24 protein-coding genes are annotated in these 25,640 nt (G+C 69.1%); 6 read left to right on the top strand and 18 right to left on the bottom strand.

Annotated features, from left to right (window positions below; translation table 11 throughout):
- Window positions 1-4 precede the first annotated feature (4 nt).
- Window positions 5-1,195, bottom strand: a complete 1,191-nt coding sequence (locus ADE01S_RS20640; protein WP_062683622.1) for an MFS transporter — start codon at window positions 1,193-1,195, stop codon at window positions 5-7.
- On the bottom strand, window positions 1,192-1,737 hold the full coding sequence (locus ADE01S_RS20635) for a GNAT family N-acetyltransferase (protein ID WP_020229228.1): 546 nt from the start codon (window positions 1,735-1,737) through the stop codon (window positions 1,192-1,194). The genes ADE01S_RS20640 and ADE01S_RS20635 overlap by 4 nt, the downstream gene beginning before the upstream one ends.
- A 104-nt stretch (window positions 1,738-1,841) precedes the next feature.
- On the opposite strand from ADE01S_RS20635, the gene ADE01S_RS20630 reads away from it, so the two are divergent.
- Entirely contained in the window at window positions 1,842-2,732 is an 891-nt protein-coding gene (locus tag ADE01S_RS20630) for a LysR family transcriptional regulator (protein ID WP_062683621.1), read from the top strand.
- Here the strand turns inward: ADE01S_RS20630 and ADE01S_RS20625 are convergent.
- Window positions 2,653-3,717, bottom strand: a complete 1,065-nt coding sequence (locus ADE01S_RS20625; RefSeq protein ID WP_062683620.1) for a 2-isopropylmalate synthase — start codon at window positions 3,715-3,717, stop codon at window positions 2,653-2,655. The two genes, ADE01S_RS20630 and ADE01S_RS20625, sit on opposite strands and share 80 nt — an antisense overlap.
- A 325-nt stretch (window positions 3,718-4,042) precedes the next feature.
- Here ADE01S_RS20625 and ADE01S_RS20620 point away from each other — a divergent pair, with 325 nt between their 5' ends.
- The 3 genes from ADE01S_RS20620 to ADE01S_RS20610 all read left to right on the top strand — a co-directional run bounded on the left by ADE01S_RS20620 (window position 4,043) and on the right by ADE01S_RS20610 (window position 7,999).
- On the top strand, window positions 4,043-4,870 hold the full coding sequence (locus tag ADE01S_RS20620) for an AraC family transcriptional regulator (RefSeq protein WP_062683619.1): 828 nt from the start codon (window positions 4,043-4,045) through the stop codon (window positions 4,868-4,870).
- A gap of 106 nt (window positions 4,871-4,976) precedes the next feature.
- Window positions 4,977-6,839, top strand: coding sequence for a dihydroxy-acid dehydratase (gene ilvD, locus ADE01S_RS20615; protein ID WP_062683618.1), 1,863 nt, complete (start codon window positions 4,977-4,979; stop codon window positions 6,837-6,839).
- A gap of 278 nt (window positions 6,840-7,117) precedes the next feature.
- On the top strand, window positions 7,118-7,999 hold the full coding sequence (locus tag ADE01S_RS20610; protein ID WP_062683617.1) for a LysR family transcriptional regulator: 882 nt from the start codon (window positions 7,118-7,120) through the stop codon (window positions 7,997-7,999).
- 60 nt (window positions 8,000-8,059) lie between these two features.
- Here the strand turns inward: ADE01S_RS20610 and lpdA are convergent, their stop codons facing one another.
- From lpdA to ADE01S_RS20555, 11 genes are all read right to left on the bottom strand, one after another.
- Window positions 8,060-9,457, bottom strand: coding sequence for a dihydrolipoyl dehydrogenase (gene lpdA, locus ADE01S_RS20605; protein ID WP_062683616.1), 1,398 nt, complete (start codon window positions 9,455-9,457; stop codon window positions 8,060-8,062).
- A gap of 8 nt (window positions 9,458-9,465) precedes the next feature.
- Window positions 9,466-10,707 (bottom strand): pyruvate dehydrogenase complex dihydrolipoamide acetyltransferase, encoded by a 1,242-nt coding sequence (locus ADE01S_RS20600; protein WP_062683615.1) that lies wholly within the window; start codon window positions 10,705-10,707, stop codon window positions 9,466-9,468.
- 10 nt (window positions 10,708-10,717) lie between these two features.
- Entirely contained in the window at window positions 10,718-11,209 is a 492-nt protein-coding gene (locus ADE01S_RS20595; RefSeq protein WP_062683614.1) for a VOC family protein, read from the bottom strand.
- On the bottom strand, window positions 11,206-13,389 hold the full coding sequence (locus ADE01S_RS20590; protein ID WP_062683613.1) for an alpha-ketoacid dehydrogenase subunit alpha/beta: 2,184 nt from the start codon (window positions 13,387-13,389) through the stop codon (window positions 11,206-11,208). The genes ADE01S_RS20595 and ADE01S_RS20590 overlap by 4 nt, the downstream gene beginning before the upstream one ends.
- Window positions 13,390-13,425: 36 nt before the next feature.
- The gene (locus ADE01S_RS20585) at window positions 13,426-14,214 is read right to left on the bottom strand and encodes an SDR family NAD(P)-dependent oxidoreductase (RefSeq protein WP_062683612.1); all 789 of its coding nucleotides are present in this window, start codon (window positions 14,212-14,214) and stop codon (window positions 13,426-13,428) included.
- A 34-nt stretch (window positions 14,215-14,248) separates the two neighbouring features.
- Entirely contained in the window at window positions 14,249-14,968 is a 720-nt protein-coding gene (locus ADE01S_RS20580; RefSeq protein WP_062683667.1) for an ABC transporter ATP-binding protein, read from the bottom strand.
- 8 nt (window positions 14,969-14,976) lie between these two features.
- Complete coding sequence (locus ADE01S_RS20575; protein WP_062683611.1) at window positions 14,977-15,729, bottom strand: ABC transporter ATP-binding protein; 753 nt, start codon at window positions 15,727-15,729, stop codon at window positions 14,977-14,979.
- Entirely contained in the window at window positions 15,726-16,994 is a 1,269-nt protein-coding gene (locus ADE01S_RS20570) for a branched-chain amino acid ABC transporter permease (RefSeq protein WP_062683610.1), read from the bottom strand. Before ADE01S_RS20570 ends, ADE01S_RS20575 begins: the two co-directional genes overlap by 4 nt.
- The gene (locus ADE01S_RS20565; protein ID WP_062683609.1) at window positions 16,991-17,932 is read right to left on the bottom strand and encodes a branched-chain amino acid ABC transporter permease; all 942 of its coding nucleotides are present in this window, start codon (window positions 17,930-17,932) and stop codon (window positions 16,991-16,993) included. The genes ADE01S_RS20570 and ADE01S_RS20565 overlap by 4 nt, the downstream gene beginning before the upstream one ends.
- Window positions 17,933-18,122: 190 nt before the next feature.
- On the bottom strand, window positions 18,123-19,358 hold the full coding sequence (locus ADE01S_RS20560) for a branched-chain amino acid ABC transporter substrate-binding protein (RefSeq protein WP_062683608.1): 1,236 nt from the start codon (window positions 19,356-19,358) through the stop codon (window positions 18,123-18,125).
- Window positions 19,359-19,413: 55 nt separating this feature from the next.
- Window positions 19,414-20,211: a shikimate dehydrogenase family protein gene (locus ADE01S_RS20555; protein ID WP_062683607.1), complete on the bottom strand. Its 798-nt coding sequence runs from the start codon at window positions 20,209-20,211 to the stop codon at window positions 19,414-19,416.
- A 240-nt stretch (window positions 20,212-20,451) separates the two neighbouring features.
- On the opposite strand from ADE01S_RS20555, the gene ADE01S_RS20550 reads away from it, so the two are divergent.
- Both ADE01S_RS20550 and ADE01S_RS20545 read left to right on the top strand, forming a co-directional pair.
- Window positions 20,452-21,189: an SDR family NAD(P)-dependent oxidoreductase gene (locus ADE01S_RS20550; protein WP_062683606.1), complete on the top strand. Its 738-nt coding sequence runs from the start codon at window positions 20,452-20,454 to the stop codon at window positions 21,187-21,189.
- Between the two features lie 113 nt (window positions 21,190-21,302).
- The gene (locus tag ADE01S_RS20545) at window positions 21,303-22,049 is read left to right on the top strand and encodes a FadR/GntR family transcriptional regulator (protein ID WP_062683605.1); all 747 of its coding nucleotides are present in this window, start codon (window positions 21,303-21,305) and stop codon (window positions 22,047-22,049) included.
- Between the two features lie 127 nt (window positions 22,050-22,176).
- Here the strand turns inward: ADE01S_RS20545 and ADE01S_RS20540 are convergent, their stop codons facing one another.
- The 4 genes from ADE01S_RS20540 to cheD all read right to left on the bottom strand — a co-directional run bounded on the left by ADE01S_RS20540 (window position 22,177) and on the right by cheD (window position 25,463).
- Window positions 22,177-23,514 carry an NAD(P)H-dependent oxidoreductase gene (locus ADE01S_RS20540; protein WP_062683604.1) on the bottom strand — a complete coding sequence of 446 codons (1,338 nt, stop codon included), beginning with the start codon at window positions 23,512-23,514 and terminating at the stop codon, window positions 22,177-22,179.
- A gap of 66 nt (window positions 23,515-23,580) precedes the next feature.
- Window positions 23,581-24,141, bottom strand: coding sequence for a 5'-3'-deoxyribonucleotidase (locus ADE01S_RS20535; protein WP_062683603.1), 561 nt, complete (start codon window positions 24,139-24,141; stop codon window positions 23,581-23,583).
- 47 nt (window positions 24,142-24,188) lie between these two features.
- Window positions 24,189-24,719, bottom strand: coding sequence for an RNA 2',3'-cyclic phosphodiesterase (gene thpR, locus ADE01S_RS20530; protein WP_062683602.1), 531 nt, complete (start codon window positions 24,717-24,719; stop codon window positions 24,189-24,191).
- A gap of 30 nt (window positions 24,720-24,749) precedes the next feature.
- Entirely contained in the window at window positions 24,750-25,463 is a 714-nt protein-coding gene (gene cheD / locus ADE01S_RS20525) for a chemoreceptor glutamine deamidase CheD (protein ID WP_062683601.1), read from the bottom strand.
- Window positions 25,464-25,640: the final 177 nt, after the last annotated feature.

Below are 25,640 nucleotides of genomic sequence, written 5' to 3'. Positions count from 1 at the left end.
CGGGTCAGGCGGAGGCCGCGCGCACCCGCCCGATGAATGTCCAGCGCAGCGCCAGCGCGGCCGCGCAGATGGCCGCCGCCAGGCCCACCGACACCGCCATCGCGCCGCGCGCGCCGTGGCTCTCCACCAGATAGGCGTAGGCCACCGGCGCGGTGGCCGTCAGCAGGAAGCTGGGAATCAGCAGCGCGCCGACCAGCGTGCCGTAGCTGCGGAAGTCGAAGAGCGCCAGCGGCAAGGTGCCGCGCGTGATGGTGAGCAGGCCGTTGCACGCCCCGTACAGCAGGGCATAGGCCGCGGTGGCGTAGAGATTGCCCCCGGACAGCAGCGCCAGCAGGAAGCACAGGGGCAGCACCGTTCCCACCGCCAGTGTCAGAGTGAGGGGGTGCAGGCGCGAGCCCAGCGCCACGTCGGCCAGGCGCGCCGCGAACTGGCCCACGCCCCACAGCGCGGCGACGCTGACGGCCGCCGCCGCGGCCAGCCCCAGGCCGGAAAGCAGCGAGATCAGATGCGCCGCGTTGCCGGCCGCGAGGAAGTTGGTCAGCATGGCGATCAGGGCATACAGCGCGCCCGCCAGGCGGCGCTCGCCCAGGCTGCGGGCCAGGCCCGTGGCGGCCTTGTCCTTGGCGCCGGCCGGGGCGGCGTAGCGCTCGCGCGGCAGCGCCAGGTACAGCGGCAACGTGGACAGCGCCAGGGCGCCGTAGGCCAGCACCGCGCCGCGCCAACCCAGCCAGCCCGCCAGCGCATGGCCGACCGGCCACATCACGGTGGATGCCAGGCCGCCGAACAGCGTGATCTGGGACATGGGCCGGCGCGCGGTGGGGCCGGCCGCGCGCGCCAGGGAAGCGAACGCCGCGTCGTACAGGCATAGCCGCATGCCAATCCCCAGCGCGATCCAGGCCAGGTAGTAGAGGGCCAGGCCGTGCGCGGCCGCCAGGAGCGCGCAGCCCAGCGCGGCCACCACGGCGCCGGCGGGCATCACGCGGTGCCCGCCCCATCGGTCCACCGCCAGGCCGGCCAGGGGCGACACCATGGCCATCACCACGATGGCGGCCGAGAAGCCGCCGTACACGGTGGCGGCGTTCCAGCCCAGGTCGGCCGCCATGGCCGGTCCCAGGGCGCCGATCAGGTAGAAGGTCACGCCCCAGCCGACCAGTTGGGTCAGGCCCAGGCAGACGATGGCGCGGGGCGGAATCACGGCCGGACGGGGGGCGTGGTGTCGCCTTCGCCCAGCGCGCGCTGCATCAGCACCGTGTCGCGCCATTCGCCATGCTTGTGCCCCACGGACCGCAGCGTGCCCGCGGCATGGAATCCCTGGCTGGCGTGCAGCGCCAGCGATGCCGCGTTGCGGCTGTCGCCGACCACGGCCAGCATCTGCCGCCAGCCGGCGGCGGTGCAGCGGGCGATCAGCTCGGCCAGCAGCCTGCCGCCGATGCCCAGCCCGGAGCGGCCCGTCTTCACGTAGACAGAATCCTCCACCGTGTGCCGGTAGGCCGGGCGCGGACGGTAGGGGGTGACGTAGGCGTAGCCCACGATCTCGCCGTCGATCTCGGCCACCAGGTAGGGCATGTCCTTCTCCAGCACGGCGGCGCGGCGCTGGCGCATTTCCTCGATGGAGGGCGGCTCCAGCTCGAAGGAGGCCGTGCCGTGCTGCACGTGGTGGGCATAGATGGCCTTGATGGCGGGAAGGTCGGCCGGCGCGCTGTCGCGGACGAGGAAGGAGGGGGTGTTGGAGGGCATGGAAGGGCGTGGCGAAAGACGAGTGCTCAGTGTCGCGCAAGCCCATGTATTAATAAAGCTTTGGTTTATTATGATTTTCATAAGTAAAACTTTGGGTTGATGCAATGCGGGGTCTCAATCTGGATCAGTTGCGCACCTTTGCGCTGGTGGCCGAACTGGGCAGTTTTTCCGCCGCCGCGGAACGCAGCGGCGTGACGCAACCCGCCGTCAGCCTGCAGATCCGCCAGCTGGAACGGCGCTTCGGGCTGAAGCTGGTGGAACGGGTCGGCCGCCGCGCCGGCCCCACCGCGGCCGGGCTGGAACTGCTGGCGCACGTCCGCGTCATCGACGCCGCGCTGGCCCAGGCCGAACTCGCCATGACGGCGCACGCCTCCCAGGTATCCGGCCGCATCCGGCTGGGCACCGGCGCCACTGCCTGCACCTATCTGCTGCCGCCGCTGCTGGCCGACCTGCGGCGCCGCTTCCCGGCGCTGGACATCGTCGCCAGCACCGGCAATACGTCGGACATGCTGCGCGGGCTGGAGAACAACACGCTGGACATCGGGCTGGTCACGCTGCCGGCGCCGGGCCGCATGTTCGAGGTGACGCCGGTGCTGGAAGACGAATTCGTGGCGATCTTCCCGGCCCGGGATCCCGCGTCCATTCCGGCCGCCGCCACGCCGCAGGCGTTGGCGCGGCTGCCGCTGGTGCTGTTCGAACCCGGCGCCCGCACCCGGCGGCTGGTGGACGACTGGTTCGAGGCCGCGGGCGTGGCCGCCAAGCCCGTCATGGAGCTGGGCAGCACCGAAGCCATGAAGGAAATCGTTGGCGCCGGCCTGGGCTGCGCGGTGCTGCCCAGGTTGTCGGTATCGGGCGCAGGCGCGCGCCCGGCGCTGGCGGTCCGGCCGCTGGCGCCGCGCCTGTCGCGCAGCCTGGCTATCGTGCTGCGCCGGGATAAGCCGTTGAGCCGGGGCCTGCGGCATCTGCAGGAGGCGCTGCTGGCGTTGCGTGGGTGAACGCATAAGGGTGGAACACGTCCACCGGCAGTTGGTTGCAGGCCTCGATGCAGGCGCGCACGGCCGCCATGTCCGAAAAATCCAGGCCGCTGCGGATGCCGTGCAGGTCCAGGTTCATGGCCAGCGTCACCAGGTCCACATTGCCGGTGCGCTCGCCGTTGCCGAACAGGCAGCCCTCCACGCGGTCGGCGCCAGCCAGCACCGCCAGCTCCGCCGAGGCTACGGCCGTGCCGCGGTCATTGTGCGGATGCACGCTCAGGACGATGCTGTCGCGGCGCGCCAGGTGGCGGTGCATCCATTCGATCTGGTCCGCGTAGACGTTGGCCGGGGTGCATTCCACGGTGGACGGCAGGTTGACGATCATCTTGTTTTCGGGCGTCGGGCCCCAGGCGGCGCTGACCGCATCGCACATCTCCAGCGAGAATTCCAGCTCGGCCAGGCTGAAGGTCTCGGGGGAGTATTCGTAGATCCATTGCGTCTCGGGGCGCGCATCCGCCAGCGCCCGGATCTGGCGCGTGCCGGCCAGCGCGATCTCCTTGATTTCGGCCTTGCTCATGCCGAACACGATGCGGCGCCATTGCGGAGCGATGGGGGCGTACAGGTGCACGATGGCGCGGGGAACGCCGCGCAGCGATTCGAAGGTGCGTTCGATGAGGTCCGGACGCGACTGGGTCAGCACTTCGATGGTCACGTCCTTGGGAATGCGGTGTTCCTCGATCAGCTTGCGCACGAAGTTGAAGTCCGTGTCCGAGGCCGAGGGGAAGGCCACTTCGATTTCCTTCAGCCCCACGGCCACCAGTTGTTCGAAGCAGCGCAGCTTGCGAGCCGCGTCCATGGGCTCGATCAGGGCCTGGTTGCCGTCGCGCATGTCGGTGCTCATCCAGATCGGCGGCGCCGTCGGCCGGCGCGACGGCCAGGTGCGCGCGCCGTAGTCGCGGGTGAAGGGAAGGGTGGGGCGGTATTTGTGTTGGGGCTGGTCGAGCATGGAAACCTCCGGCCGCGGGGGCGCGGCGCGTGTCGGCCGCCCGCGTACGCAAGGGGGCGGGGCGGCCAGGTCAGGGGGAGGTGGCGTCAGGACCCGTCAGGGGCCCAGGGCTGTCGGGCGGCCACGGAGCGCAAGGCCCGGCAACCGCGCGCTAGTCGCAGCGCCCGCGCGCAGCCCGCCGGCGCCAGGGCGGCGTGGAAGTCGGCGGAGGCGGACGAGCGGGGCATGGGCGTGTCGGGCGTGGGGAAATGCGGCAGGGGATGCGAGGATGATAGGTACACTGGGAAAGACCGTCTAACGCCATTCGGACCACAATCGTCGCAAAATGGACAAGCCCGCATCCGCCGCATCCGCGTCCAGCCCCCGCAAGCCCGCGGACCTGGACCTTTTTCCCTACGAATCCTCGAAACGCCCCGTGGCCGGGCTGGCCGTGGACTATGAAGACGGCCACCGCATCCGGCGGCACCGGCACCGGCGCGCCCAGCTGGTCTACGCGATCTCGGGCGTCATGGTGGTGGATACGCCCGCCGGGATCTGGGTGGTGCCGCCCACGCGCGGCGTCTGGGTGCCGGCCTGGATGCCGCACGGCATCCGCATGAGCGGCGAACCGCGCATGCGCACCGTGTTCGTTGAACCGGGAGCGGCCGCGCACCTGCCCGCGGAGTGCTGCGTGCTGTCCATCTCGCCATTGCTGCGGGAATTGATGGTGGCGGCGGCCGAGGTGCCGCTGGACTGGGCGCCCGACACGCGCGATGGCCGCCTGATGATGCTGCTGCTGGACGAATTGCGTCAGGAACCCGTTCTGCCCTTGCACCTGCCGCAGCCCGCCGAGCCGCGTCTGGCGCGCATCTGCCGCGCCATCGTGCGCCACCCGGAACGCCAGGACGGCGCGGCGGATTGGGCGCGCGAGCTGGGCGTGGACCCCAAGACCGTGCATCGCCTGTTCCTGCGGCATACGGGCATGACGTTCGGACGCTGGCGCCAGCAGGCGCGCCTGCTGGCGGCCATGGAGCGGCTGGCGCGCGGCGAGCGCGTGCTGGAGGTGGCGCTGGACCTGGGCTATGAAAGCCCCAGCGCGTTCGCGGCCATGTTCCGCAAGGCGGTGGGCGAGCCGCCCAGCGCGTTTGCGGCCCGCGGCATGGCGTCCGCCTGATGGCCGCGAAGGGGCCTGGCGGCGGCCGCCGAGCGGCGGGGCGTGGATCCAGCGTATTATTTACCGTTTCGCCGCCCACGCTAACAGAACCAGCCTGAGACAAATCATGCCGCACTACCGTTCCCGCACCTCGACCCACGGCCGCAACATGGCCGGCGCCCGCGCCCTGTGGCGCGCCACCGGCATGAAGGACGGCGATTTCGGCAAGCCGATCATCGCGGTAGTGAACTCGTTCACGCAATTCGTGCCGGGCCACGTGCACCTGCGCGACCTGGGCGCCCTGGTCGCCCGCGAAATCGAAGCCGCGGGCGGCGTCGCCAAGGAATTCAACACCATCGCCGTGGACGACGGCATCGCCATGGGGCACGGCGGCATGCTGTATTCGCTGCCCTCGCGCGAGCTGATCGCCGATTCGGTGGAGTACATGGTCAACGCGCACTGCGCCGACGCCATGGTCTGCATCTCGAACTGCGACAAGATCACCCCGGGGATGCTGATGGCCGCGATGCGCCTGAACATCCCGGTCGTTTTCGTTTCCGGCGGCCCGATGGAAGCCGGCAAGGTGAAGTCGCCCACCGACGGCAAGGTGATCGCCAAGATCGACCTGATCGACGCCATGATCAAGGCCGCCGACCCCAACGTGTCGGATGCCGACGTGGCCGAGGTCGAGCGCAGCGCCTGCCCCACCTGCGGCTCCTGTTCCGGCATGTTCACGGCCAACTCGATGAACTGCCTGACCGAAGCCATCGGCCTGGCGCTGCCGGGCAACGGCACCATCGTGGCCACGCACGCCTGGCGCAAGGGTTTGTTCGAGCAGGCCGGCCGCCTGGTCGTGGACCTGTGCCGCCGCTACTACCAGGAAGACGACGAGTCGGTCCTGCCGCGCAGCATCGCCACCAAGAGCGCGTTCCAGAACGCCATGGCGCTGGACGTGGCCATGGGCGGCTCCACCAACACCGTGCTGCACCTGCTGGCCGCGGCGCAGGAAGCCGGCGTGGACTTCACCATGGCCGACATCGACCGCATTTCGCGCAAGGTGCCGTGCCTGTGCAAGGCCGCGCCCGCCACCGACAAGTACCACATCGAAGACGTGCACCGCGCAGGCGGCATCCTGGGCATCCTGGGTGAACTGGCGCGCGCCGACCTGCTGGACCTGTCCTGCGGCAACGTGCACAGCGGCACGCTGGGCGACGCCATCCGCAAGTGGGACGTGGCCGGCGATGCGGGCGAGGAGGCGCAGAAGTTCTACCGCGCGGCCCCCGGCGGCATCCCGACCACGGTGGCCTTCAGCCAGGATGCCACCTTCCTGACGCTGGACACCGACCGCAAGACGGGCTGCATCCGCAGCAAGGAAAACGCCTATTCCAAGGATGGCGGCCTGGCCGTGCTGTACGGCAACCTGGCTGAAAAGGGCTGCATCGTGAAGACGGCCGGCGTGGACGAGTCGCAATGGGTCTTCACCGGCCGCGCGCGCGTCTTCGAAAGCCAGGACGCCGCCGTGGAAGGCATCCTGGGCGACCAGATCGTTCCGGGCGACGTGGTGGTGATCCGCTACGAAGGCCCGAAGGGCGGTCCCGGCATGCAGGAAATGCTGTATCCCACGTCCTACCTGAAGTCCAAGGGCCTGGGAAAGAGCTGCGCGCTGTTCACCGACGGCCGCTTCTCGGGCGGCTCGTCGGGCCTGGTGATCGGCCACGCGTCGCCGGAAGCGGCGGAAGGCGGCACGATCGGCCTGGTGGAAGAGGGCGATGTGATCGAGATCGACATCCCGAACCGCAAAATGCATCTGGCCGTGTCCGACGAGGAACTGGCGCGCCGCCGCGCGGCGATGGATGCGCGGGCCGACGGCTGGGAACCCGTGGGCCGCGAGCGCGTGGTGTCGCAGGCCTTGCAGGCCTACGCGGCGCTGGCCACGTCGGCCGATCGCGGCGCAGTCCGGGATCTGTCGCAGTTGAAGCAGAAGCGTTGATCGTTGAGGGCTTCTGAAGAACGGCGCCTTCGTGGCGCCGTTTTTTTTGCGCGGTGGGCCACCGCGCGGCGCAGAACTATTTGTTGGGAGAACGCCTGCCGCGCGCGCCATCCATCCGGCGGCGGGGTTAAAGTGGCGATAGCCAATCGACAATCGACATTGACCATCGGACGTCGCCTGTCGGCAAGCCCTACCGCCCACCGACTCACCCACCTCCAACACCCGCGCCAGGCGTCTGAAGAACACAATCGACCGACTCGCCCGAAGGAGCCCTCCCCATGTCCTTGAACTCTGATGCATTGCGGCTGTTCCTGGGCGTCGTGGACGCCGGATCGCTGAGCGCGGCGGCCGAAGTGCTGGGGCATACCGCGTCGGGCGTCAGCCGGGGTCTGTCGCGGCTGGAAGAGGACCTGGGGGTCACGCTGCTGAACCGGACCACGCGGCGTATGGAGCTGACCGAAGAGGGCAAGCATTTCCTGCCCAAGGCCCGCCAGATCGTGGCCTCGCTGGAAGAGGCGGAAGAATGCATGCGCATGGTGCATCAGCGGCCGGCGGGGCGGTTGCGGGTGGACGCCTCGGTGCCGGTGATGCTGCACTGCGTGGTGCCGCACGTGGGGGACTTCCGGCGCCAGTATCCCGGCATTTCACTGGAACTGACCAGCAACGACCGCATCGTGGATTTGATGGAGCACCGCACCGACGTTGCGCTGCGCATGGGGCCGCTGACGGATTCCACGCTGCATGCGCGCGCGTTGCGGTCGTCGCCGCGCTGGGTGATGGCCAGCCCGGACTATGTGGCCCGGCGCGGCGCGCCCGCGACGGTGGACGAACTGCACGGACACGAGGTGCTGGGATTTACCCAGCCCGAAAGCCTGAACGTCTGGCCCGTGCGGCACGCGGGCGGGTCGAGTTATCTGGCGGTGCCCACGCTGGCGACGTCCAGCGGCGAGACGCAGCGGCAACTGGCGTTGCGCGGGGTGGGCATCGCCTGCCTGTCCGACTTCGTGGTGCGCGAGGACATCAAGGCAGGCCGGCTGGTGAAACTGATGGAATCCGAGCACACGGACTACCTGCAGCCCATGCACGCCGTTTACCACCGCAACACCCAGCTGTCGCGGCGCATCGCGTGTTTCCTGGATTTCTTCGCGGCGCGGATGTGACCCGAGCCGGGGGCGCGCCTGGGCGCGGCCCCCTGCCCGTTCTTTGCGCCTTTGGGCCGCCTACGCGTGCAGCGCGCGGCCGAAGGCCGACAGCACCGATTCGTGCAGCGTTTCCGACAGGGTCGGATGCGCGAACACGGTGTGCATCAAGTCTTCCTCCGTGGCTTCCAGCGATGCCGCCACGCCGTAGCCGGTGATCAGCTCGGACGCTTCGGGGTGGATGATGTGCGCGCCCAGCAGTTCGCCGGTTTTCGCGTCGAACACTGTCTTCACCAATCCCTGGTCCTCGCCCATTGCGATCGCCTTGCCGTTGCCCGCGAAGGTGAACTTGCCGACTCGGATTTCGCCGCCGTTCTGCTTGGCGTGCTCGCGGGCGCGGGCCTCGGTCATGCCGATGCTCGCCACCTGCGGATAGGAATAGGTGCAGGCGGGGATGCGCAGCGGGTCGATGGGATGCGCCGGCTTGCCCGCGATCGCCTCCACGCACAGCACGGCTTCGTGGCTGGCCTTGTGGGCGAGCCAGGGCGCGCCGGCCACGTCGCCGATGGCGTAGACGCCCGGTTCGTCCGTGCGGCACAGCCCGTCGGTGACGATGTGGGTCTTCTCCACCTTGACGCGCGTGCGTTCCAGGCCGAGGTTCTCCACGTTGCCGACGATGCCGGCGGCGACGATGACGCGCTCGACTTCCAGTTCGCTTTGCTTGCCTTGCTGATCCAGCACGACCTTTACGCCGGTCGCGGTCGCCGACGAGGCCTTGACCGCGCATTGCGTCAGCACGCGGATGCCTTGCTTCTCGAAGGCCTTGCGGGCCAGCTGCGAGATCTCGGCGTCCTCTTGCGGCAGGATGTCGGCGGTCATGTCGATCAGCGTGACTTCCGCGCCCACGGCGCGGTAGAAGCTGGCGAACTCCGCGCCGATGGCGCCCGCGCCCACGACCAGCAGCGATTTCGGGAGGTCGGCGGGAACCAGGGCCTGGCGGTAGGCCCAGATGCGCTCGCCCACCGGCAACGCCGGCAGTTCGCGGGCGCGCGCGCCGGTGGCCAGGACGATGTGCGGCGCGGACAGCGTGGCGCCGCTGTCCAGCGCCAGCTTGCCGGCGCCCGCCAGCTTGGCGCTGGCGCCGAACACCGTCACGCCGTTCTTCTTCATCAGGTGGGCCACGCCTTGTCCCAGGCGGCCCGCCACCTTGCGCGAGCGCGCCACCATGGCGGCCAGGTCGGGGCGCGCCTCGCCCGCGCCCGTCACGCCGTAGTGGGCGGCTTCGCGGCAGGCGCGCAGCACCGTGGCGCTGTGCAGCAGGGCCTTGGTCGGGATGCAGCCCCAGTTCAGGCAGATGCCGCCCAGCTCGGCGCGCTCCACCAGCGCCACCGACATCCCGAGCTGCGCGCCGCGGATGGCGGCGACGTAGCCGCCGGGTCCGCCGCCCACGACGATGAGGTCAAACGTAGTCTTCGTCATGGCGAGGCTCACAGCAGGATGCGCACGGGGTTTTCGATCAGCGTGCGGAACGCGGCCAGCCAGCGCGCGCCCACCGCGCCGTCCACCACGCGGTGGTCGGCCGACAGGGTCACGGTCATGACGGAAGCCGCGACGAGCGCGCCGTTCTCGTCCACGACGGGGCGGCGCTCGGCCGCGCCCACCGCCAGGATGGCGGCCTGCGGCGGGTTGATGATGGCCGCGAACTGGCTGATGCCGTACATGCCCAGGTTACTCACCGTCAGCGAGCCGCCGGTGAATTCCTCGGGCTTGAGGCGATTGATCTTGGCGCGTCCGGCCAGCTCGGAGATCTCGCCGGCAATGGCCGACAGCGGCTTGACGTCGGCGTCCCGCAGGATGGGCGTGACCAGGCCGCCATCGGTGGCCACGGCCACCGAAATGTCGGCGCCGGCATGGTATTCGACGGCGTCTTCGTGCCAGCTGGCGTTGACCTCGGGCACTTCGCGCAAGGCCAGCGCGGCGGCGCGCACGATGAAGTCGTTGACCGAGAGCTTTACCGCGCCGCCCTGGTTGGCCTGGGCGCGCAGCGCGAGCAGCGCGTCCATGCGGCAATCCACCGTGAGGTAGAAGTGAGGCACGTTCTGCTTGCTTTCCGTCAGGCGGCGGGCGATGGCGCGGCGCATGCCGGTATGCGGCACGCGGCGGGCCGCCGGACGGCCGGCCAGGGGCTGCGCCGCGGCGGCCGGGGCGCGGTCGCGGGCGGCTTCCAGGTCGCGGCGGACGATGCGGCCGTGCGGACCGGTGCCGGTCACGCCCAGCAGGTCCACGTGCCATTGCGCGGCCAGGCGGCGGGCCAGCGGGCTGGCGAACAGGCGGCCGCCTGGGACGGGGGTGTTCGCGGCGGGAGCGGGCGCGGGCGTTTGCGCCGCGGCGGGCGCAGGGGCCGCGCCCGCGGCCGCCGGAGCGGGCGGGGCAGAGGGGGCGGCGCCGCTTTCCGCCAGGGCGCGGTCGATGGCCGACGCGTCCTCGCCCGGCGCCAGCAGCACGCCGATCACGGTGTTGACCGGCACCGAGGCGGCGCCGGCCCGCACCACGATGCGGCCCAGCACGCCGGCCTGCTCGGCATTGATTTCGACGATGGCCTTCTCGGTTTCGATTTCCGCCAGCGCCTCGCCCACGGCGACCGCGTCGCCTTCTTTCTTGAGCCACTGGTGCAGCGTGCCGCCCGAGGTGTCGGCCGCGACGGAAGGGAGCTTGATAAGGTATGCCACGTTGTTCGTCCTATTGTTCGGCGCCGGCCAGGTCCGGCCGGTAGGCGGCGGGGTCGTCGTACTCGACCAGTTCCAGCACGTTGCCCTCCGGGTCGCGGAAGAACGCCAGCCAGGTGCCGGGCCGCACTTCCATCGGGGCGGGCTTGCTGTCGAACGCCACGCCCTTGGCTTCCAGGTCGCGCACCACGCCGGGCAGGTCGCGAACGATGAAGGTCAGGTAGGTCGCGCCCTGGCGGTCCAGGATGGCTTCGCCGCGCTTGGCGGCTTCGGGGGCCACGCTGGGCTGCAGCAGCTTGATGCGCTCGCCGTAGGGCGTCTGCAGCCGCGCCACGTCGTAGCCGTGCCGCGTCAGGCCGGTGGCCTGCGCCTTGTCGGCCGGAACGCTTACGCGGTTGACGAGCTTCAGGCCGATGACGCCGGTATAGAAGGCCAGCAGCGCGTCCAGGTCGGCGCAGCAGATGCCGACTTCCATCGGCACGGTCATACGCAGGGGCGCGCTCATGCCTTTTCCCCCAGGTCGGCCAGCACGTCTTCCAGGCCGGCCACGACTTCCTCGGTGTCGGCGAAGGCCGCGCGCTCCAGCACCTTGGAGATGCTGGGCGAGGCTTCGCCGCCGGTCACGCGCTTGACGGGCTGGTCCAGCCAGTCGAACCAGCGGCGCTGGATCTCGTCGGCCAGCATCGCGCCGTAGGAGGTGCCGCGGGCGCCCTGTTCCACGATCAGCACGTTGTTGGTTTTCTGGATGCTGGCGCCGATGGTGTCCCAGTCCAGGCTGGCGCGGTCCAGGGTGCGCAGGTCGATGATCTCGGCGTCCACGCCCGCTTCCTCGGCGGCCTTGAGCGCGCGGGTGACCATGGACAGGTAGGTCAGGATGGTGACCTTGCTGCCCTCGCGGCGCACGCGGGCCTTGCCGAACGGAATGGCATAGTCCAGGTCGTCCGTCGGAACTTCGCCGGACGAGGCGTACAGGTCCACGTGCTCGATCACCAGCACCGGATCCTTGGAGGCCAGCGCGGTGTTCATCAGCCCGACGTACTCGTACGGGGTGGACGGCGCGACGATGCGCCAGCCCGGGGCCGTGGCGAAGATGCCGGCCGGATCCATCGAGTGCTGAGAGCCGTAGCCCGTGCCCATCGCGACCTTGGTGCGCAGCACGAAGGGCACGTCGATGTCGCCGCCGAACATGTGGCGGGCCTTGCCGATCTGGTTGAAGATCTGGTCGGCCGCGACCCACATGAAGTCGGGGTACATGAATTCCACGATGGGCTTGTAGCGGCCGTCCATGGCCAGGCCGCCGCCCAGGCCGGCGAAGGCGTTCTCGGAGATGGGGGTGCCCAGCACGCGGTCGGGGTACTTGTCCTTCAGGCCGCGGGTGGCGCCGTTGGTGCCGCCCTTCAGGCGGTGCACGTCCTCGCCCAGCACGACCACGCCGCCGTCGGTTTCCATGCGGCGATCCAGCACGTCGGCCACTGCGTCAACGAACTTGCGTTCAACGGACTGGCCGGCATAGTCGGCGGCTTCCTGGTAGCGCAGGCCGGCCAGCTCCGAGCCGTCGCTGCGCAGGCCCACGTCGCGGAAGTCGGGGCTGGGCCACAGGTCGGCGCGCACGCGGCGCTTGCCGCCGTCGGCGGCTTCGGTCAGGCGGCCGGACACCTCTTTCATCACTTCCTTGCAACGCTGGCGCAGCGCGTCGATCTCGGCTTGCGAGATCAGGCCGCGACCGATCATCTCGACGGCGATCCGGTCCAGCGGGTCGCGCCGGCGCCATTGCGCTTCCTCGTCCTTGCTGCGGTAGCCGAAAGCGCTGCCGGGGAAGGGGCCGTTCTGGTGGAAGAAGCGGTACACGTCCACTTCGATGATGGTGGGGCCGTGGCCGGCGCGCATGTGGGCAACGGCCTCCGACATGGCGAGGTAGACCGCCAGCGGGTCCATGCCGTCGACCTGCCAGGCGGGGATGTTGAAGGCCTGGCCGCGCGCCGACAGCCGCGGCTCGGCGGTGGACTCTTCCACCGTGGTGGACACGGCGTAGCGGTTGTTTTCGATGAAGAAGCACAGCGGCGTCTTCCAGGCCGCGGTCAGGTTCATGGTTTCGAGCACGGAACCGATGTTCACCGCGCCGTCGCCGAAGTACGTGACCGCCACGCGGTCGGTGCCCGCGTGCTTGTGGGCCCAGCCGGCGCCCGCGGCCAGCGGAACGCCGCCGCCGACGATGGCGTTGGTGCCCAGCGCGCCCGCTTCCAGCCAGCGCAGGTGCATGCTGCCCCCGCGGCCGCGGCAATAGCCCTGGGCCAGGCCCATGATCTCGGCCAGCGTCTTCTGCAGCACTTCGTCGATGGCGGGCGTGAGCGGATTGCGCGGGTCCAGGCCCAGCGGCGCGACGTGTTGCAGCGCCTTGGCCAGGAACTGGTGGTGGCCGCGGTGCGAGCCGTTGATCTGGTCGCCGGCGCCCAGCGCCAGCACCGAGCCGACCGCGCCGCCTTCCTGGCCCACGGACGAGTGGGCGGGGCCGTGCACGAGGCCTTCCGCCGCCAGGTCCAGCACGGCTTCTTCGAAGGCGCGGATCCAGTGCAGCTGGGTCAGCATGGTGCCCAGCAAGGCGGGATCCGCCTGTTGCCAGTCCTTGGCTTCGACCGTCAGTTGCCGCCAGGGCGCCTGGGAACCAAGCGGTTGGTAGGTGGCCATGAATGAATCTCCAGAATAGGGGTAGGCGTCTTGCGGTTAAAGGTAGCTGTAGCGGCTCCAGCCGCCGTCGGCCACCAGGGTGTGTCCGGTGATGTAGGCGGCCTGGCGCGAGGCCAGGAACACCGCCAGGTCGGCCATCTCGGCCGGCTGCGCCAGGCGCCGCAGCGGCGTGCGCTGCTTGAGGCGCTCGGGATCGAGGCGGCCGCGGGCGGCCAGGTCGCGCACCAGGTCCGTTTCCACGTAGCCCGGCGCCAGCGCGTTCACGCGCACGCCGGCGGGGCCCCACTCCACGGCGAGCGTCTCGGTCAGCAGCACGACCGCGCCCTTGGTGGCGCAGTAGGCGGCGCGGTCGGGCGCGGCCACCACGCCGTACATGGAGGCCAGGTTGACGATGGCGCCGGAGCCGGCCGGCACCATGCGGCGGCCGGCGGCCTGGGCGCACAGGAACACGCCGGTCAGGTTGATGTCCACGGCGCGGCGCCATTCGTCCACGCTGACTTCCAGCGTGGGCTTGTTGGCCGACACGCCGGCGTTGTTGACCAGCACGTCGATGCGGCCATAGGCCTGTTCCACCTGCGCGAAGGCGCGTTCGACGGCGTCGGCGTCGGTGACCGAGGCCTGGCAGGCCAGGGCCTCGGCGCCCTGCGCGGCGAGCCCGGCGACGGCTTCGTTCAGCGCGGCGGCGTCCATGTCCAGCAGCGCGACGCGCGCGCCCTGGCGCGCGAACGCCTGCGCGGTGGCCAGGCCGATGCCCTTGGCGCCGCCGGTGATCACGACCGATAGGCCGCGCAGCTCGGGATGGAGGGGTTGGTTGGTGTTGTCCACGATGGGGTGCCTGTAGGGAGAGGGGCGCCGGCGGTCAGACCGCCAGCCATTCCTGGACGACGTCCTGGCGCTCATGCAGCTGCGCGGGCGGTCCTTCGAAAACGATGCGGCCGTGGCCCATCACGCTCACGCGGGTGGAAACCTTGAGCGCGATGGTCAGCTTCTGTTCCACCAGCAGCACGGACACGCCGCGCTTGTGGATGTCGCGGATCACGTCGGCGATCACTTCCACGATCTTGGGGGCCAGGCCCTCGGTGGGCTCGTCGATCAGCATGATCTTGGGGTTGCCCAGCAGCGAGCGGCACATGGTCAGCATCTGCTGTTCGCCGCCCGACAGGTTGCCCGCCTTGGTGCCGCGGCGTTCCTTCAGGCGCGGGAAGTAGTCGAACATCTGGTCCACCGACCAGAAGGGCGCGTCGTCGCGCTTGGGCTGCTCGCCCATGCGCAGGTTCTCGTCCACGGTGAGGTTGGCGAACACTTCGCGTTCTTCAGGCACGAACCCCAGCCCGGCGCGGGCGACCTCGAAGGGGCGCTTGTTGGTGATGTCGCGGCCTTCGATGGCGATGTGGCCGCCGGTCACGTCCACCAGCCCCATGATGCTCTTCATGGTGGTGGAGCGGCCCGCGCCGTTGCGGCCCAGCAGGCTCACGACTTCGCCGCGGCCGATGGAAAGGTCGATGCCGTGCAGGATGTGGCTCTTGCCGTAGTGGGCATGCACGCCGCGCAGGCTCAAGAGAGGGGCGGACGTATTCATCGGGGTGCTCATACCGTTTCCTCTCCCAGGTAGGCTTCGCGCACGCGGGCGTCGCCGCGGATGTCGGCGGGCGTGCCGGTGGCGAGGATTTCGCCGTACACCAGCACGCTGATGCGGTCGGCCAGCGAGAACACCACCTGCATATCGTGTTCCACGATCAGCAGCGTGCAGTCGCGCGTGACGTCCTTGATCAGTTCGACCGTGTAGTCCACTTCGTGCTGCGACATGCCCGCCATGGGCTCGTCCAGCAGGATGACCCGGGGGCGCGAGGCCAGCGTCATGCCGATTTCGAGCGAACGCTGCTCCGAATAATTGAGGTCGCCGGCCGCGGTGTCGCGCTTTTCCGTCAGACGCACTTTTTCCAGCAGGCGGTCGACGTCCTCGTTCACCGCGCGATTGCGGGCGATCGGGCGCCAGAAGTTGTAGACCAGGCCGTGCATGCGCAGCACCGCCAGGCGCAGGTTTTCGCGCACCGACAGGCGCGGGAAGACGTTGGTGATCTGGAACGAGCGCGCCAGGCCCAGGCGATTGATGCGTTCCGGCGGGAGGCCGCCGATCGGGCGCGAATTCAGGCTGATGTCGCCCGAGGTGGGCGCGAACGAACCCGACATCAGGTGGAACAGCGTGGACTTGCCGGCGCCGTTGGGGCCGATGACGGCATGGCGTTCGCCGGCTTCCACCTTGAGGTTCACGCCGCGGATGATCTGCGCGTCGCCGAACGACTTGCGCACGTCGGTGAGGGTCAGGATTTCGTGGCTCATTTCGCGGCCTCCAGCGCGGGTGCGGCTTCGGCGTCGTCGCGCCACAGGACCAGCGCCCATCGGCAGGCCGCGAGGCCCAGGCCGAACAGCGCCAGCGGAATCAGCCAGGTGGACGGCGCCAGCGGCGCCCAGTCCTGGCCGAACAGCGGGATGGGCGGCCAGCCCGCATCGGGGTTCATCTCCAGCAGCGCGCGGTAATCGCGGGCGAACATGCGTTGCAGCATTTCCACCGAGAAAACGGTGGCGCAGGTCAGCAGCAGGCCGGCCGCGACCGACACGGCGGCGCGCGGCAGCCAGCTGGCCAGGCCGCGTTCGCGCAGCGACTTGGCGGCGCGTTGCACCAGGCCGACCAGCCCGTCCGGCACGAACAGCATCACCAGCACGAACAGGATGCCCTGGTACAGCAGCCAGGACCGCGTGATGTCGGCGAGCGTCTGCGACAGGAAGGTGAGGATGGAGGCGCCCAGCACGGGGCCGAGGAAGGCGTTCACGCCGCCGATGTAGGCGAACAGCACCGCGTCGGTGGACAGCTTGACCTCGAACAGCACGTAGTTGCCGGCCTCGATGTTCAGGGCCTGCAGGCCGCCCGCGATGCCCGCGAACATGGCCGACAGCGCGAACACCATGGTCTTGAGCGTGTGCGGGCGGTAGCCCAGGTAGCGCAGGCGGTGGGCGTTCTCGCGCAGGCCCAGCGTCAGCCTGCCCAGCGGCGTGCGGGTCAGGCCGTAGAGCGCGGCCAGCGATACTAGAACCCAGGCCAGCACCAGGAAGTAGACCTCGATGTCGGAGCCGAAGGTAAAGCCCCAGGCCGGCATGCGCATGGCGGACAGGCCCGCCTCGCCGCCGAACACGCTTTTCAGGTGCGGGGCGAGCGCGTGCAGCAGCTCGGCCAGCGCCAGCGTGATCATCGAGAAGTACACGCCGGCCCGCATGGTGGCGAACCAGCCCGCGACCAGGCCGAACAGCAGCCCGGCCACGCCGCCGGCCAGCGGCATCAGGGGCGTGGGCAGCAGGCCCGCGCCGCCCAGCGCGTTCATGGCGTGGATGGTGGCGAAGGTGCCCACGCCGAAATAGGCGGCATGGCCGAAGGACAGCATGCCGCCCTGGCCGGCCAGCAGGTTGAAGGCGCAGGCGAACAATGCGGCGATCAGCATCTGCACCGCGGCCACCAGCTGGCCCGGAGGCAGCAGCCAGGGCAGCGCGCACAGCGCGGCCACGCAGAGAATCAGCAGGAGCGCCCCGGAAGCGCGACGGGTCTGGCTCATGCCTGTTCTCCCTTGAGGCCCGAGGGCTTGACCAGCAGCACCACCAGCATCAGCAGGAAGGGCAGGGTAGCCGCCAGGCTGGAAATCTTGACGGTCATCAGGCCGCCCACGCTCTCGGCCCACTCGCCGGCGCCGAACAGGCCGAAGAGGGTGGCCAGGCTGGCGTCGATGCCGACGGAAAAGGAACTGATCAGGCCGATCAGCAGCGACGCGATCATCGCGCCTTCGAGCGAGCCCAGGCCGCCCACCACGACCACCACGAATACCAGCACGCCGAGTTCCAGCGCCATGTTCGGGTTGGTGGTGTAGAACGCGCCGGCGACCGCGCCGGCCAGGCCGGCCATCGCCGCGCCCACGCCGAACACGCTCATGAACACCAGCGGCACGTTATGGCCCAGCGCTTCCGCCATGCGCGGGCGGTAGATGGCCGAGCGCACCACGATGCCGACGCGGGTGCGCGACAGCAGCAGGTAGATCACGGCGAACATCGCCAACGACACGCCGCCCATCAGCAGGCGGTAGAAGGGGTAGTCGGCGTCGAATACTCGGAAGGCGGCGAAGTTCAGGAACTGCGGCACGCGGTAGTCGACCGGGAAATCGCCGTAGAAGAGCTTGATGAGCTCGGCCACGATGAAGGCCAGGCCGAAAGTCACCAGCAGTTCCTGCGCGTGGCCGAACTTGTGGACGCGGCGCAGGAAAAAGCGCTCCACGCCCATGCCCAGCACGCCCGCGATGATCGTGGCGAGCACCAGCGCCATCCAGAAGCCGGTGACCGGCGTCAGGGTATAGGCGGCGTACGCGCCTATCATGTAGAACGATGCGTGCGCGAAGTTCAGCACACCCATCATCCCGAAAATCAGTGTCAGGCCTGCCGACACCATGAATAGCAGCAGGCCGTAAATCACGCCGTTCAACAGCGAGACGGTAAAGTATTCCATGTCCGCTCCAGTATTCTTGCGCTAAGACGCCGGACGTCTTGCGAGCGACCGCGCACCGGGTTTTTCCGGCCCGCGCCGGGGGTGCGCTTGTTTTGTTTGCGAGAGGCAGCGACGGGTCGCGCGTCCGGCGCCCGCTGGCGCGGGGCGCGGCGTAGAGCCCCGGAAGCCAGGGCGCCGGACGCGCGGACCGTCAGTTGGGACGCTGCATCTTGCAGGTCGCCTGGGCCGGCGCGGACACGTCGGCCGCGGCCAGCACCTTCACCGGCTCGAAGCCCATGTCGGTGCCGTCGGCCTTGTACTTGGCGTTCTTGCTGACCTTGGACACCACCATGGGCAGCTGCACCTGGTGGTCTTCGGCGCGCATGGTGTAGGTGCCCAGCGGCGAGGTGTAGGTGACCTTTTCCAGCGCGCGGGCCAGTTCCGGCACGGACAGCTTGCCGTCCTGCGGCTTGACCTGCTTGAGCGCCTCGCCCAGGAAGGTGATGCCGATCACGGTCTGCGGCTCGGTGTAGCTGGGGTAGTGGCCGGTCTTGGCCTTGTAGTCCTCGGCGAACTTCGCGCCTTCCTCGCCCGCCGCCTCGATGTTGTACGGGTGGGCGATGTAGTGGCCCAGCGCGACGTCGCCGGCGTTGGCCAGGTTGCCCACCTGGTCCAGGAACACGGTGGCGAAGCGGACCTTGAGGCCGGCGGCCTGCGTGGCCTTCATCAGGAGCAGCAGGTCGTTGGACCAGTTGCCGGTGATCACGGTGTCCGGGTTGGACGAGCGGATGCGCGCCACGTAAGGCGCGAAGTCCTGGATTTTGTTGACTTCGTGCAGGGTCTTGCCCACCACTTCATAGCCGTACTGCTTGGCGAAGCGCTCGGTGGCGCCTTCCATGTCCTGGCCCCAGGAGTAGTTCTGGTTGATGGCGTAGACGCGCTTGCCCAGCGTGCCGTCGGCCGACATGACCGAGGCCAGGGCCTTCACGCGCAGGTCGGCGTTGGTGGTGAAGCGGAAGTGGTAGAAGTGGCACTTCTGGCCGGTCAGTTCCAGGGCTTCGCCGCCCACGTTCAGGAACACGACTTCCTTGCCCGGATTGCGCAGGTTGTGTTTGCGCACGTCTTCGGTCAACTGTCCGGAAATCGCCGAGGAGGAACCCTGCACCAGGATCTGGACGCCTTCGGCGGCGGCGGCGCGGAAGCGGTCGGACGCGCCGACGGGGCCGCCCTGGTTGTCGAACTCGACCAGTTCCAGCGGCTGGCCGTTCCAGCCGCCTGCGGCGTTGATGCGGTCCAGTTCATACTTGACCGCGGCGCGGAACATCAGGCCGGTCGAGGCCTGCGGGCCCGACAGCGTTTCGATCAGGCCGATCTTGACGGGCGCGGCTTGGGCGGATGCCGCGATGCCGGCCAGGCACAGCAGGCCGGAAGTGAAAGCCAACTTCATGTGTGTCTCCTCCGTGGGACGGGAGTGGGTGAGTCCGTGGATCAATCAAGCGCGCTTATCGCGGCTCTTGTATGCCCAGGAATCGGGCAATTTCTGCGATCTGTCCTTCCAGCATGTACAGGCCCGGATGCGCGCGGCAGCCTCGCTCGGCCGCGGCGCGCAGCAGCGGCGTGTCGACGCGGCTCATCACGGCGTCGGCGACGACGGTGCCGGGCGCCAGGGCGTCCAGCTGGAAGGGCAGGGGATCGGTGTCGTTCAGGCCCAGCGAGGTGGCGTTGATGGCGATATCGCAAGGGGCGGGCGCCGCGCTGGCGACGCTGACGGCCAGCCCGGGATAGTGGCGGGCGAGATGTTCGGCGAAGGACGCGGCCTTGTCGGCGCTGCGGTTGTACAGACGCAGGCTGGCGGGGCCGGCGTCCGCGATGGCGCAGGCGATGGCCTTGCCCGCGCCGCCCAGGCCGGCCAGGTAGACGTGGCGGCCGGCGGGGTCGTGGCCCTGGCCGCGCAGCCCGGCCACGAAGCCCAGGCCGTCGAAATTGCCGCCGGTCAGCACGCCGTCGCGCAGGCGAACGGCATTGACCGCGCCGCTCAGGCGGGCGGAGGGCGTCAGGGCATCGCACAGGGCGGCCGCGTTTTCCTTGTGGGGCACCGTCACCACGATGCCGCCCAGGTTGGCCAGCCCGCGGATGCCGGCGAACAGGCCGGGCAGGCCGTCGGCCTGCACGTGGAAGGGAACCATGACGGCGTCGGCGCCGCGCTCGCGCAGCAGCGCATTGAGCCGCTGGGGCGTCTTGACGTGCGCGATCGGGTCCGCCGCGATCGCGAAAACGGTAGTGCTGCCGGTGATTTCCACCTGATTTGTCCCCTGCCGGTGCTGCGGCCTGACGCCGTGTTTTGCTGACCTGCTTGCCTGAAAGCGGCAGTTGATTTACGCTTTCGGAATAAGTTGTCAGGCAACTTTATTAAGTTGTCCGATAAATCATAGGGCAAGCGTTTTTCCCGTGTCAAGCGGCCGATTCAGGAGTTCAATCGGAATTGCCGCGGCCGCCGGGAGGCACGCCGGCCCGCTGGAAAAAACGCTACAGGAGACAGAATGATTTCGTTTGAAGGAAAGGTTGCCGTCATCACCGGCGCGGGCAACGGCATCGGTCTGGCCACGGCGCGGCTGATGGCGGCGCACGGCGCCCGGCTGGTGCTCACCGACATCGACAACGCGCGCCTGGAAGAGGTCGCGGCCGAACTGGATCCCAGCGGCCAGCGCGTCTATACCCGGGCCCTGGACGTGTCGGCCTCGGCGGATTGCGAGCGCGTGTTCGAGGCTGCCGCCAAGCACTTCGGCGGGTTGGACCACCTGGTGCACTGCGCCGGCATCTATCCGGAAAACCTGGTCAAGGACACCAGCGACGAAGCCTGGCGCACGCTGATGCGGGTGAACCTGGATGGCACCTTCTACGTCTGCCGCGCGGCCCAGCGCCACCTGCGCCATGACGGTTCCATCGTGCTGCTGACCTCGCTGGCCGCGCAGCGCGGCAGCTATGCGCACGCCGCGTATTCCGCGTCCAAGGGCGCGGTGCAGAGCTTCACGCGCAGCCTGGCCCTGGAACTGGCGCCGCAGATCCGCGTGAACGCCGTGGCGCCCGGCATCATCGCCACCTCCATGACCCACGACCTGATCGGACAGAAGGGCGGGCAGCTGCTGGAAAGCACGCCGTTGCGTCGCTTCGGAACGGCCGAGGAAATCGCGGGCTCGATCGCGTTCCTGTGCTCGCCGCTGGCCAGCTTCGTCACCGGCGAAGTCATGCAGGTCAACGGCGGCATCTATATCGCGTAAAGTCCGATGCTGTAGCGGCGCGTGCCGCTTGCCGCCGTCACGGCGAACGAGGTATTCCGATAAACAGACTGGGCTGCGCGCGCACGCGTGGCCCGCAGGTTCCAACGATTCCCATGCAGCCCACCCAAGAACAGGATCCACCGCGCGCCGCGCCCAAGAGTTCGCTTTCGGCGGCGCTGGGCGACGCGCTGGCGGAGCAGATACGCCAAGGCGTGCTCGCGCCCGGCGATCGCCTGCCCACGGAAAAGCAGCTGACCGAAACCTACTCGGTCAGCCGCGCCGTCGTGCGCGAAGCGCTGGCGCGCCTGAAGTCCGAAGGCCTGATCACGTCGCAGCAGGGCAGCGGCGTCTTCGTGGATCCGAATTTCCAGAAGAATGCATTTCGCATCGCCGCGCCCACGCCGGGCGACAACCAGGACCTGGAGCACATCCTGGAGCTGATGCTGTCCATCGAGGTCACGGCGGCCCGCTACGCGGCCCAGCGCCGCACCGACGCGGACCTGAAGAAGATGCGCCAGGCGCTGGTGGGCATGGAATACGCGCTGCTGAACGACAAGCTGGGCGACGAAGAGGACTACCAGTTCCACCAGGCCATCGTGCAGGCCACGCACAACCCGCACCTGGTGGCGTTGAACGATTACCTGGAGGCCAATGTGCGCCGGGTCATCCGCAGCGCGCGCAACAACACCGCGCGCATGTATGCCGAGCGGATGGCTGCGGTGCAGAGCGAGCATCAGGCCATCTTTTCAGCCATCGACAACGGCGATCCGGACGAGGCCGGCCGGGCGGCCGAGCAGCATCTGCGCAACGCCGCCGACCGCCTGCGTCTCTTCCAGGCGGAGCGTCCCGCGCCTGTTTAGGGCGTTTTTACTGCGGGGAGCAGGGCTCCGAGTTTGCGGATGTCAGGGTTCTTTAGCCGCCGAGGCTGCCCTGCGCCATTCCGCAGTCCGGACATCGGCGGCTCAAGAACTCCAATCTCAGATGTTCTCAGGCGAAGGTCTGTTCCATCTCGCGGCGGAACTGCACCGCCGTGGCGCTTTCGTCGAATTCGACGTCGCGCCAGCGGATGGCCTGCGATTGCCGCACCGGGTTCTTCAGCTTGACTTGGTGCGACAGCCCCAGCGGCAGATAGCCGTCCGCCACCGAATCGCGGGCCGGCATCAGCCGCCCGTACACCGTATAGCCGCCTTCGCCGTCCAGGATCTGGCCGGCGGGGAGGTCGCGCTTGGCGGTGGCGACGACGTCGCCGTGCCAGCCGGCGGGCGCGCCGGTGGGCTCGCGCCGCAGGCCCACGCTGGCCACGCTGATGCCCAGCTCAAGCCCGATCAGGTGGTAGGGCTTGTACATGGCGGTGAAGTTGCCGCTGGGATCCGTGACCAGCCCGTATTCCTTGAAACAGCGGCGCACGTAATCGCTGTCCGCCGCCAGGGTGACGTAGACGCCCCAGCGCAGGTCGCGGAACACCGGCCGGCCGTCGCGTTCCAGCGAGGAAATCACTTCCACCTGCCCGCGGTGGTGCAGGATGCCGCCGCTTTCGCGCGGGCGCAGCACGCGGGCCAGGTCGTCCACGCCGCAGGGCGGGAAGTGCAGGCCGGAGGGCGAGGGCAGCAGCCCCGTGGCGTTGGACACCGCGGCCATCTCGATGGCGCTCTTGGTGCCGTCCAGGAAGCTGTTGAACATCTGCGCGTTGAAGTCGCCCGCCGCGACCATTTCGGCGGTGAAGCCGTAGTACGGCCACACGGTGTCGGGCGTGGAAGTGTGGAATTCCGGCAGGTACTTGGTGCCCTTGCCGGCGGCCATCACTTCGAAGCCGCTGGCGCGCGCCCAGTCCACCATTTCGCAGATCAGGGCGGGCTGGTCGCCGTAGGCCAGCGAGTAGACGATGCCCGCCTCGCGCGCGCGGCGCGCCAGCAGCGGGCCGGCCAGCGCGTCGGCTTCGACGTTGACCATGATGATGTGCTTGCCGTGTTCGCAGCAGGCCAGCACGTGGCTGATGCCGGCGGCCGCCTGCCCGGTCGCGTCGATGACGATGTCCACGTCGGGGCTGGCGATGATGGCGTGGGTGTCGTCGCTGAAATAGACCTTGCCGTTCTTCAGGGCGTCGCCCGTGCCGGTGGCGTTGAGCGCGCTGGCGGGCCAGCCGACGCGGGTGAGCGCGGCCCGGGCGCGGTCGGGCACCAGATCGGCCACGGCCACCAGCCTCATCCCCGGCGTGCGCGGGGCCTGGCTCATGAACATCGCGCCGAACTTGCCGGCGCCCAGCAGTGCGACACGCAAAGGCTTGTGATCGGCTTCTCGCTGCTTGAGCAGGCGGTACAGGTTCATGACGCGGACTCCTCCGGGGGGTACGGCAACACAGAATAGCCTCAAACCGCGGCTGCTGAACAGGACTCACTCGTCTGCCGTATACAGCTCTCCGGCCAGCACGTTGCGCCAGTTCTTCCAGGTGATGCGGGGGCGGTCCGCGACCTCGCGGTTGTAGGGCGCGTCGAACAGGATGTGCTTCCAGCGCGGCTTCACCGCGCCTTCGATCGCGGGCTTGTCGTCGATCAGCAGGTTGCCATGCACCAGCGTCTTGTCCTTGGTCAGGATCAGCCGGGCGGTGGCGTCGCGCCCCAGGTGTTTTTCCACCCACAGGTACTTTTCCGCCACGCAGTTTTCGAACTGGGACAGCGGCGAGCTGCAGATGCGCACGTCCATGCCCAGCGCCAGCAATTCCTTGACCGCTTCCAGGGCGCCGGGCACGGGAGGCAGGTCGCGGATGAAGCCGGGCGCGGTGTAGATGGCCTCGGCCATGCCGCGCAGTTCGGGGGCGTAGTCCTGGCGGATATGGAAGGACTTGCGGTCCTCGAACGCGACGGGAGGAATGTCTGGATGGCGCGCGCGCCAGGCGTCGATGAAGGCGTGTTCGAAATCGGCGAGCACGCCGTCTTGGTCCAGCAGGATGATCATGGCGATCCGGCGGTGGTTGCGACCGTCCGATTGTGCCAGAGGGGCGCTCAGCCGGGTTGCGGCCGGGACTGCGCCACGATCCGGTAGCGGCTGCCGCCCGTCAGGGACTCGGACGCCACCAGCACCATGCGGTCATAGGCCCACAGGAGCGGCGGGGGGGCGTCGGCGGGCGGCTCGGGCCGTTCGATGTTGCGCAGCAGCGTGACGTGCGGGCGGAAGGGATGGGGCGGCGCGCCCAGGCCGAACCCGCCCAGCCATTGCCACAGCCCGTCGTGCGCTGCCTGCAGGCCGGCGGGCGTCTCGCCCGGGCCGGCCCAGAGGATGCGCTGGCGGCCGAACACGCCGTAGCGGTCCAGTGCGATCTCGCCGGGCGCCAGCCGCTTTTCGGGCGTGGCCGCGGCCAGCGCATCGGCGAGGGCCGCGTCGACCGGGCCGAGGAAGGCCAGGGTGAGGTGCAGGGTTTCCGTGCGCATGGCGCGTCCGCCGCAATGGGGCCGGGCCTGTTCCGCCCAGGCCGCGAGCGATCCCGCCAGCGCGGGCGACGGCCACAGGGCGTAGAAGAGGCGGACGGTCGACATGCCGTGATTGTAGGGGCACGGCCGGGCGGTTCAACCGCCCGCGGTTTCGGTCCTGCGGCGGCGGGTGAGGCCGGTGTCGAAACGTTCCACGCCGGGGCGGGCGGGGCGGTCGAAGCGCTCCACGCCCGGCCGGGAGAACCGCTCCACGCGCGGCGGGCTTTCCGTCTTGGCCTGCACGCTCTGGGCGGCGGCCTGTTCGCGCCGGGCGATGAGCTCTTCGGCGCGCTGGTGGTGCGGCGCCATCTTGCGGACCATGACGCGGCCGTCGCGCGGGAAATAGTTGATGCGGCGCGCGTGCACGTCGCCCAGGTCCTGCGCCTTGACGGGAATGCCTTCCGTCTTCAGGTACGAGAGCACGAACTGGCCGTTGCGTTCGCCGATGTTCATCTGCTGCATGGCGGAGAGCACCGCGCCGCCGCCGAACACCTTGGCTTCGAGGCGGTCGCGCGCGGCGCCGGCCTTCAGCAGTTCGTTGATCAGCACTTCCATGGCGAAGGCGCCGTAGCGCATGGTGGCCGAGGCGGGCGACTGCATGTCGCCTTCGGGCAACATGAAATGGTTCATTCCCCCCACGCCGGTCACCGGGTCATGGATACAGGCGGCGACGCACGACCCGAGGACGGTCGAGATCATCAGGTCTTCGTTGGTGACGTAGTACTCGTTGGGCAGTACTTTCACCGCCTGACACTGGAACGCGCTATCGAAATAGTGGCGCGTCGCGCGGGCTTCAAGACGGGCGGCCATGGGACGGGATAGGAGGCAAGAACGGCAAGTGGGTCACGAAGGGCAGATCGGTAGGACGGCGTTTATTTCAATAAATGTAAGAAAATGTCGCTTTATTCTTGCATATCCAAGCGTCCGGCGGGGGAATTCCTGTGTAACCGAGCCCGCCGGCGGGGCTGATGGTGTGTCCCCGGTTTG

The sequence above is a fragment of the Achromobacter denitrificans NBRC 15125 genome (assembly GCF_001571365.1).
GTDB classification, from domain to species: domain Bacteria; phylum Pseudomonadota; class Gammaproteobacteria; order Burkholderiales; family Burkholderiaceae_B; genus Achromobacter; species Achromobacter denitrificans.
The sequence above is the reverse complement of the archived record's forward strand: the minus strand, read 5'-3'. Positions and strand labels throughout refer to the sequence as shown.